The organism is Halolamina salina, assembly GCF_042678005.1.
In the GTDB taxonomy this organism is placed as follows: Archaea; Halobacteriota; Halobacteria; order Halobacteriales; family Haloferacaceae; genus Halolamina; species Halolamina salina.
Genome location: NZ_JBHUDH010000139.1, coordinates 13,156 through 20,931, shown reverse-complemented (window position 1 = coordinate 20,931; position 7,776 = coordinate 13,156). Strand labels below are relative to the sequence as shown.

7 protein-coding genes and 1 pseudogene are annotated in these 7,776 nt (G+C 68.0%); 5 read left to right on the top strand and 3 right to left on the bottom strand.

The window, feature by feature from the left end:
• The coding region (locus ACFR9S_RS11975; RefSeq protein ID WP_379818757.1) for an AbrB/MazE/SpoVT family DNA-binding domain-containing protein at window positions 1-454 on the bottom strand (454 nt) is incomplete at its 3' end.
• A 280-nt stretch (window positions 455-734) separates the two neighbouring features.
• Between ACFR9S_RS11975 and ACFR9S_RS11970 the strand changes: the two genes are divergently transcribed.
• The 5 genes from ACFR9S_RS11970 to phoU all read left to right on the top strand — a co-directional run bounded on the left by ACFR9S_RS11970 (window position 735) and on the right by phoU (window position 6,070).
• On the top strand, window positions 735-1,760 hold the full coding sequence (locus ACFR9S_RS11970) for a PstS family phosphate ABC transporter substrate-binding protein (RefSeq protein WP_379731380.1): 1,026 nt from the start codon (window positions 735-737) through the stop codon (window positions 1,758-1,760).
• 63 nt (window positions 1,761-1,823) lie between these two features.
• Window positions 1,824-2,810, top strand: a complete 987-nt coding sequence (gene pstC, locus ACFR9S_RS11965) for a phosphate ABC transporter permease subunit PstC (protein WP_379731379.1) — start codon at window positions 1,824-1,826, stop codon at window positions 2,808-2,810.
• Window positions 2,807-4,393: a phosphate ABC transporter permease PstA gene (gene pstA, locus ACFR9S_RS11960; RefSeq protein WP_379818756.1), complete on the top strand. Its 1,587-nt coding sequence runs from the start codon at window positions 2,807-2,809 to the stop codon at window positions 4,391-4,393. The genes pstC and pstA overlap by 4 nt, the downstream gene beginning before the upstream one ends.
• Before the next feature lie 13 nt (window positions 4,394-4,406).
• A complete protein-coding gene (pstB, locus tag ACFR9S_RS11955) occupies window positions 4,407-5,240 on the top strand; it encodes a phosphate ABC transporter ATP-binding protein PstB (protein WP_379731951.1) in 834 nt (277 codons plus the stop codon).
• Between the two features lie 158 nt (window positions 5,241-5,398).
• Window positions 5,399-6,070, top strand: a complete 672-nt coding sequence (phoU, locus tag ACFR9S_RS11950) for a phosphate signaling complex protein PhoU (protein WP_379731950.1) — start codon at window positions 5,399-5,401, stop codon at window positions 6,068-6,070.
• Between the two features lie 7 nt (window positions 6,071-6,077).
• On the opposite strand, the gene ACFR9S_RS11945 is transcribed toward phoU, so the two are convergent.
• Together ACFR9S_RS11945 and ACFR9S_RS11940 are read right to left on the bottom strand one after the other, a co-directional pair.
• On the bottom strand, window positions 6,078-6,914 hold the full coding sequence (locus ACFR9S_RS11945) for an aldo/keto reductase (protein WP_379731949.1): 837 nt from the start codon (window positions 6,912-6,914) through the stop codon (window positions 6,078-6,080).
• Between the two features lie 69 nt (window positions 6,915-6,983).
• Window positions 6,984-7,776, bottom strand: a pseudogene (locus tag ACFR9S_RS11940) (hypothetical protein); the annotation flags it as partial.

Sequence of the window (7,776 nt, the reverse complement as noted above, 5' to 3'; positions counted from 1 at the left end):
CGACGGCGTCTTCGAGCATCGACGACGCGATCAGCCGCATCCGGTCGACGGCGTTGTGGATCGACAGCTCCGAGGAGTCGAGCAGATCCCTGACGACCACGCGCTCGGCGGTCTCTTCGAGCACCTCCAGCCCGACGAGGCCTTGGGCCGCCTGTCGGATCTCCCGGCGCTGGTCGGTCGTGATGCGGTCGGCCTCGAAAGCGATCACGTCGAACCCCGAGACGTACATCGTCATCACCGCGCGCCGGAGCTCCTCGCCCTCCAGCCCCGCCACGTCGAGGCTCCCCTCCGTCCGCCCCTCCTCGCTGACTGGCGTGAGGATGAGCGAGTGGTCCTCGGGGTGGAACTGTACGCGGCTCCCCGCCTCGACGTCGTTCTCGGTCGCCCACTCCTTGGGTATCGACACGGTAAACGTCGACCCGCCGGTCACCTGCACCTTCCGGGTTTCGGCCATCGGGAGAGGATAGCCGGCGGAACGGTCATAAACGTTCCCCTCAGCTATATACTTTCACGTCAGGGGAGTACCGGACCCGATCGATACCCGAGCGAGCCACGAACTATCGAGACGGATTTCGGCGTCGTGCGACGACGCAACAGACGAAGCGTCCGTCATCTACCGTTCCCCTTCGGTCGGGGGAGCCGGTCCAAAGCGAGCGTGTGAGAACCGTTTGCGAACGTTGTTCTATATAGATTTCATAGTAGTGTATTTACCTCCGTGAGGGGAGTATCCGGTGATGGCAAAACAGACCGACGGCGTCTCCCGACGATCGTTCCTCGCGAGCGCGGCCGCGACGGGTGCGGTCGCGGCAGCCGGCTGTACGAGCAACACGGGCACCGAAACCGGCGGCGGGCTCTCGGGTAACATCGACATCTCGGGGAGCTCGACGGTGTTCCCGCTCTCGGTGGCGATGCGCGGCGCGTTCACCGGCAGCGGCGAGTACCCCAACGTCGACGAGACGGACCAGCACCCCGACGTCGACATCTCGATCAACTCCACCGGGAGCGGCGGCGGCTTCACGAACTACTTCTGTACGGGCGATACGGACTTCAACAACGCCTCCCGCCCGATCAGCGAGACGGAGGAGCAGCAGTGCGCGGACAACGACGTGACCCCGGTCGAACTGAAGGTCGCGACCGACGCGGTGACGGTGGTCGTCAACAACGACGCCGACTGGTTCGGCGAGGACGACTGCGTCACCGTCGAAGAACTGCGGGAGATCTGGTCCGCCGAGAGCCAGCCGACGACCTGGAGCGACGTGAACTCCGACTGGCCCGACGAGGAGATCCAGCTCTACGGCCCCACCGACGCCTCGGGGACGTTCGACTACTTCCTCGAGGAGATCATCGGCGAGGAGGGGAGCCACCGAACCGACTACCAGGCGACCGAGCAGGACAACCAGATCATCAACGGCGTCGCAAACAGCGAGTACGCGATCGGCTACATGGGCTTCGCTTACTACTCCGAGAACACCGACCGCGTGACCGCGCTGGCGATCGACAACGGCGACGGCTGCGTGAAGCCGACGCTGGAGACCGCGAGCAGCGGCGAGTACCAGCCGCTCTCGCGGCCGCTGTTCACCTACCCCGCCCAGTCGGCGCTGGCCGAGGAGCATATCGCGGAGTTCGCGCGCTTCTGGCTCGAGTACAGCACGAGCGAGCAGATCGTCGCGAACGAGGTTGGCTACGTCCCCAACACCGAGGCGGAGCGCGACGAGATGCTCGACCGACTCGACTCCGCGATCGAGGCCGCCTCGGAGTAACCACCGCGCCGTGGACCTCACAACGAAGCGCTTTTTCCGTGATACGCCGATGAACGATTCAGTATGAGTGGGGACGAAGCGAGGGAGCTGACCAGACGGACACAGAACTCCTCGCGGGAGCTCCTCGCCAAAGGGTTCTTCTTCGCGTGTGCGGCGCTGTCGGTGCTGACGACGCTCAGCATCATCGCGCTGCTGGTGTTCGAGGCGGCCAAGTTCTTCTCGATCAGTGCGTCGCTGGTCGGCGTCGAGGGACCGACCGCGACGGTGACGGAGTTCTTCACCGGCAGCGAGTGGGGGCTGCAGGGGCCGGACCTCGGCGTGATGCCGCTGGTGGCGGTGACCCTGATGGTGACGATCGGCTCCGGGCTGATCGCGATCCCACTTGGCGTCGCGACCGCGCTGTACCTCAGCGAGTACGCCAGCGAGAGCGCGCGGTCGTACCTCAAGCCCGCACTCGAGATCCTGGCCGGGGTCCCGTCGATCATCTACGGCATCTTCGCGGTGGCGTACATCACGCCCGTGCTCGACTCGCTGTTCGGCGTCGACGGGCTGTTCAACGTCGCTTCGGCGTGTATCGTCGTCGGCATCATGATCCTCCCGATGGTCGCGTCGGTCTCCGAGGACGCGATGCAGGCGGTGCCCGACGACCTCCGGCAGGCCGGCTACGGGATGGGCGCGACTAAGTACGAGGTGTCGACGGGGATCGTCGTCCCCGCGGCCATCTCGGGCATCTTCTCCTCGTTTATCCTCGCGATCTCGCGAGCGATCGGCGAGACGATGGCGGTCACGCTCGCTACCGGTTCGCTCGCCCGCGAGTTCGACCCGACGCGGCTCTCCTCGTACCTCACGCTGTTCGACCCCGAGTCGTACCTCGAGCCGGGGATGACGATGACGGCGGCGATGATCCAGCTACTGACCGGCGACATCACCGGCGGCGGGCTGGCCTACCGCAGCCTGTTCGCGGTCGGGCTGGTGCTGTTCGTGATCACGCTCGCCATGAACGTGCTGAGTGACCTGATTTCCCGACGGTACCAGGAGGACTACCAATGAGCACCGAGAACGCGTTCGGCCGAGTCAGCCGACGGGTCGGGAAGCTGTTCCGGGCCGTGCTACTCGCGTCGACGCTCGCGGGCATCCTCACGCTCGCGGTGCTGCTGGTGTACGTCGCCAACGACGCGTTCAAGCCGCTGTCGGCAGACCCCGGCTGGCATCTCACCTTCTTCCTCACGCTGGTCGTGCCGACCGTCGGCGTGGGCTGGTGGAGCTACCGGCGGAGCTACGGCACGCTCACGACGGGACTGCTCGGCACCGTGATGCCGGGGATCGCGGCGCTGTACGCCGGCGGACTCGCCGCGCTGTTCATCGACGTGATCCCGACGCTGGTGTGGCTCTCCTTCGTCATCGCGCTCGCGGTACCGATCAGCGTCGCCGCCGCGCTGCGCCGGACGGACCGGGACGTGCCGTTCCTCGCGAAGCTGGTGCTGCTGCTCGGGACGACGATCGGCTCACTGCTGGTGATCCCGGGGTTCGTCCAGGAGCTTCCGACGGTGCCGGCGGACTGGATGGTGCTCGTGCTGACCCTCGGGGTGCCCGAGGCGCTCCTGCTGGGACGCTGGCTCGGCGGTCGGTGGGGCCAGCGTGCGGGGCGGATCGCCGGCACGGCGATCCTGCTCGGCAGCGCCGCCGGCGGCGTCGTGGGGATGGCGAGCGGGCTGGGCGCGATCCCGGGCGTCGCGCTCGCGCTGTTCGCCGCGGTGCCGACCGGGATCTACGTCGCGATCGTCCTGAAGGAGCGTCCCGACCGACGCGTCGGGCTGTTGCTGCCCGCGGTCGTCGTCGCCGGCGCCCTGACGGGCGAACTGCTGGTCGGGGCGCTCGGCTTTGCCGGCCCCGAGTCGTGGGTCGACTGGGGCTTCCTGACCAGCACCGTCCAGAGCGGCGCCGACGCCTCCGCGGTCGGGATCTACTCCGGGGTCGTGGGGACGATCCTGCTGATGTTCGTCGTCGCCGCCATCGCGGTGCCGGCGGGCGTCGGCGCCGCGGTGTACTTAGAGGAGTACGCGCCCGACACCACCCTGACGCGGATCATCGACGTGAACATCAGCAACCTCGCGGGCGTGCCGAGCGTGGTGTACGGCCTGCTGGGGCTGGGGCTGTTCGTCCGCTACGGGGGCCAGCCGACCGGGACGCTGCTGGTCGGCGGCGCGACGCTCGCGCTGCTCGTCTTCCCCATCGTGATCATCTCCGCGCGGGAGGCGATCCGGGCGGTGCCGGACTCCGCCCGACAGGCCTCCTACGGGATGGGCGCGACGCGCTGGCAGACCGTCAAGAACGTCGTCCTCCCCCGGGCGTTCCCGGGGATCCTGACGGGGACGATCCTCGCGCTCTCGCGGGCGATCGGCGAGACCGCGCCGCTGCTGGTGATCGGCGCCGCGCAGGTGTTCGGGGTGCCGGACTCCTGGAACTCCGCGATCGGCGCGATGCCGCTGCAGCTGTACGTCTGGGCGTCGACGTACGCCAGCCCGGCGTTCTACACCACCGTCCTCGCGGCGGGCATCGTGGTGCTGCTGACCGCGATGCTGAGCATGAACTCGATCGCGATCTACGTACGCAACCACTATGAGCAACGCTGACCAGCAAACAGACATGAGCGAGGGATCGAGCGGCGACGAGTACGCGGTCGGCGTCCCCGAAGAACGGGGGCGCGACCGGGACGCCGACGGCGAGGCGTCGACGATCATCGAGAGCCGCGACCTCAGCGTCTGGTACAACGACGAGCAGGCGCTGCGCTCGGTGAGCATGGAGATCCCCGAGAAGCGGGTGACCGCGATGGTCGGCCCCTCGGGCTGTGGGAAGTCCACCTACCTCCGGAGCATCAACCGGATGAACGACCTGATCGACGCCGCCCGCGTCGAGGGCGAGATGCTGTTCGACGGGAAGAACGTCTACGACGACGACGTCGACCCCGTCGCGCTGCGCCGGCGCATCGGGATGGTGTTCCAGCAGCCCAACCCGTTCCCCAAGAGCATCTACGACAACGTCGCCTACGGCCTGCGCCTGCAGGACCGCACCGAGAACTTAGACGAGAAAGTCGAGCAGGCGCTCAGGGACGCCGCGCTCTGGGACGAAGTGAAGGACCAACTCGATCAGTCGGGGCTGGACCTCTCGGGCGGCCAGCAGCAGCGGCTCTGCATCGCCCGCGCGATCGCGGTCGACCCCGAGGTGGTTCTGATGGACGAGCCGGCGTCGGCGCTCGACCCCGTCGCGACCTCGAAGATCGAGGACCTGATCGACGACATGGCCGAGGAGTACACCGTCGTGATCGTCACGCACAACATGCAGCAGGCCGCCCGCATCTCCGACAAGACCGCCGTGTTCCTCACCGGCGGCGAGCTCGTGGAGTTCGACGACACCGAGAAGGTGTTCGAGAACCCCGAGAACGATCGGGTCGAGGACTACATCACCGGGAAGTTCGGGTAGCCCGACCGCGTTTTCGACGGATTCTCTCTGTCGCCGCCGATCGAACAGCGGCGCGTATCGCCGCCGACGGCTGCCGAGCCGGCCCCGTGGCTACGTTCCCCACGGGAGACGGGGCGGAGTCTCGAACAGTTATCTACCCCGCGGCGCAATCGAGGCCCATGCCGCGGGACGACTACCAACGACAGCTCGAATCGCTGCGGGAGGACGTGCTCTACATGGGGGAGGTCGTCGCCGAGCGCCTCCGGATGGGGCTGGACGCGCTCGAACGACAGGACGACGAACTCGGGCAGGAGGTGATCGATCGCGACAGCGAGGTGAACGAGCTGTACCTCGAGCTCGAACAGGACTGCATCGATCTGCTCGCGCTCCAGCAGCCGGTCGCCGGCGACCTGCGCTTCATCGCCTCCTCGTTCAAGATCATCACCGACTTGGAGCGGATCGCCGACCTCGCGACCAACCTCGGCGAGTACGCCGCCGAGGCCCGCTACGAGGTGTTCCCCGACGTGGACGTCCAGCGTATCGGCGACGAGACGCTGGAGATGCTCGCGATGGCGATGGCGGCCTACGAGGACGAGGACGCCGAGGGCTGCTTCGCGGTCGCCGAGCGCGACGACGAGATGGACGCGCTGTGTGAGGACGCCTCCGAGATCATCGTCCGCGACCTGATCGAGAAGGAGGCCGACGACGAGAGCGAGATCGAGGACCTGATGGCCGACGTGTCGCGGCTGCTGCTGACGGTCCGTGACCTCGAACGCGTCGGCGACCACACGGTGAACATCGCCGCGCGGACGCTGTACATGGTCGAGAACGACGACGAACTGATCTACTGAGCCGTCCTCACTCGCTCAGCCGCGCGAGCTCCGACTCGGAGAGGTCGATCCCGCTGGCGGCGACGTTCTCCCGCAGGTGCTCGACGCTCGACGTGCCCGGGATCGGGAGCGTCACGTCCGAACGCCCCAGCAGCCACGCCAGCGCGATCTGGTAGCGCGAGGCGTCGTGTGCGTCGGCGATCTCGTCGACGACTTCGGCTTTCTCGCCGAGGTCGCCCGCGCCGATCGGGAAGTACGGAATGAAGCCGATCCCGGCGTCCTCACAGGCCGCCAGTACGTCCTCGTGCTCGCGGTTCGTGAGGTTGTACTCGTTCTGGACCGTCGCGATCTCGACGTGGTCGCGGGCGGTCTCCAACTGCTCGACGGAGACGTTGCTCAGCCCCACGTTGTCGATCAGCCCGTCGTCTTTGAGTTCCGCCAGCGCCGTCACCGACTCCTCGAACTCGGTGTCCGGGTCAGGACGGTGGAGTTGGTAGAGATCGATGCTGTCGACGCCCAGTCGGTCGATCGACGCCAGCGCGGCGTTGCGGAGGTAGTCGGGGTCGCCGAGCGGGAGCCAGTCGCCGTCGTGGTTCCGGAGCAGGCCGCCCTTCGTGGCGACCAGCGCGTCGTCCACGACGCCGGCCTCCCGGAGCAGACGCTCGCTGGTGCCGGGACCGTAGGAGTCCGCGGTGTCGATGAAGTCGACACCCAGATCGACGGCCTCGCGCGCGACCTCGCGGGCGGCTTCCTCGTCGTCGGGCGCGCCGATGATGTCCTCGCCACAGAGCCGCATCGCGCCGAAGCCGAGCCGGTGGACGGTGTACTCGCCGATCTCGAACGTGTCGCTCTCATTGGTCGACATACACGACCGTGGTGGCGCCGACGGGGTGGGCGTTGCGCTACCGGCAGTCGATCGGCCGGCGTGGGCCGGCTACGCCTCGCCGACGAGGCTGACCTCGTACGCCTGCCCGTCGACGCGGGCGCGGTAGGGCGACTCGTCGTAGCCGACCAGCCCGTAGGTGACCCGCTCGCTGCTCCGGAGCCGTACCTCGTCGACGCCCTCGGCGAAGAACGGGAGCGTGTTCCGCAGGCCGCGGTACCACCCCCGCATCACCTGCTCGCGGATCAGCGTCTCCTCGGCCGCGTCGGCGCGGGTCACCGAGAGCGTCACGTCGCGCTCGCCGTCGCCGCCCGACCACTCGGGTGTAGTGACGGTGACGGTGCTGCCGTCGCGTTCGTGCTCCACGTCGTCGGTCGGGACGATCTCGATCGGATCGCCGACCAGTTCGACCATCGCCGTACTTGAGGAGGATTCGTCGCCGTAGCCGACCGAGACGGCGTAGCGACCGCCGCCGAGGTAGGGGTAGGCGCGGCCGTCCTCCGGGGGGAGGCTGCCGCCGCCGCGGTAGGCGTGCAGCGTCCACGACTCCGTGCCCGCGGGCCGGACCATCCGACAGTCGGCGGTCCGGACGTACGGACCGAGGTCGAACCACTCGCCGTCGTGCAGTTTGTACACGTACCAGTGGCCGCAGCCGAGCTGCTCGCGGGTGTGGTTGACGAACTGGAACGTGATCCCCGCCGGCAGCGACGCTCGCTCGGTTTCTGGGCGGAGATACGCGGCCGTGGACTCGTCGGCCGTGTGGTACCAGCCCGCTCCGGCCTCGCCGTCGCCGTCGATGGCGGGGACGGACTCGCCGGCGAAGCGCGACCGCCCGCGCGGCCCC

Coding starts and splice junctions, on each gene's coding strand:
- ACFR9S_RS11970 (WP_379731380.1), top strand. CDS start 735: ATGGCAAAACAGACCGACGGCGTCTCCCGACGATCGTTCCTCGCGAGC.
- pstC (WP_379731379.1), top strand. CDS start 1,824: ATGAGTGGGGACGAAGCGAGGGAGCTGACCAGACGGACACAGAACTCC.
- pstA (WP_379818756.1), top strand. CDS start 2,807: ATGAGCACCGAGAACGCGTTCGGCCGAGTCAGCCGACGGGTCGGGAAG.
- pstB (WP_379731951.1), top strand. CDS start 4,407: ATGAGCGAGGGATCGAGCGGCGACGAGTACGCGGTCGGCGTCCCCGAA.
- phoU (WP_379731950.1), top strand. CDS start 5,399: ATGCCGCGGGACGACTACCAACGACAGCTCGAATCGCTGCGGGAGGAC.
- ACFR9S_RS11945 (WP_379731949.1), bottom strand. CDS start 6,914: ATGTCGACCAATGAGAGCGACACGTTCGAGATCGGCGAGTACACCGTC.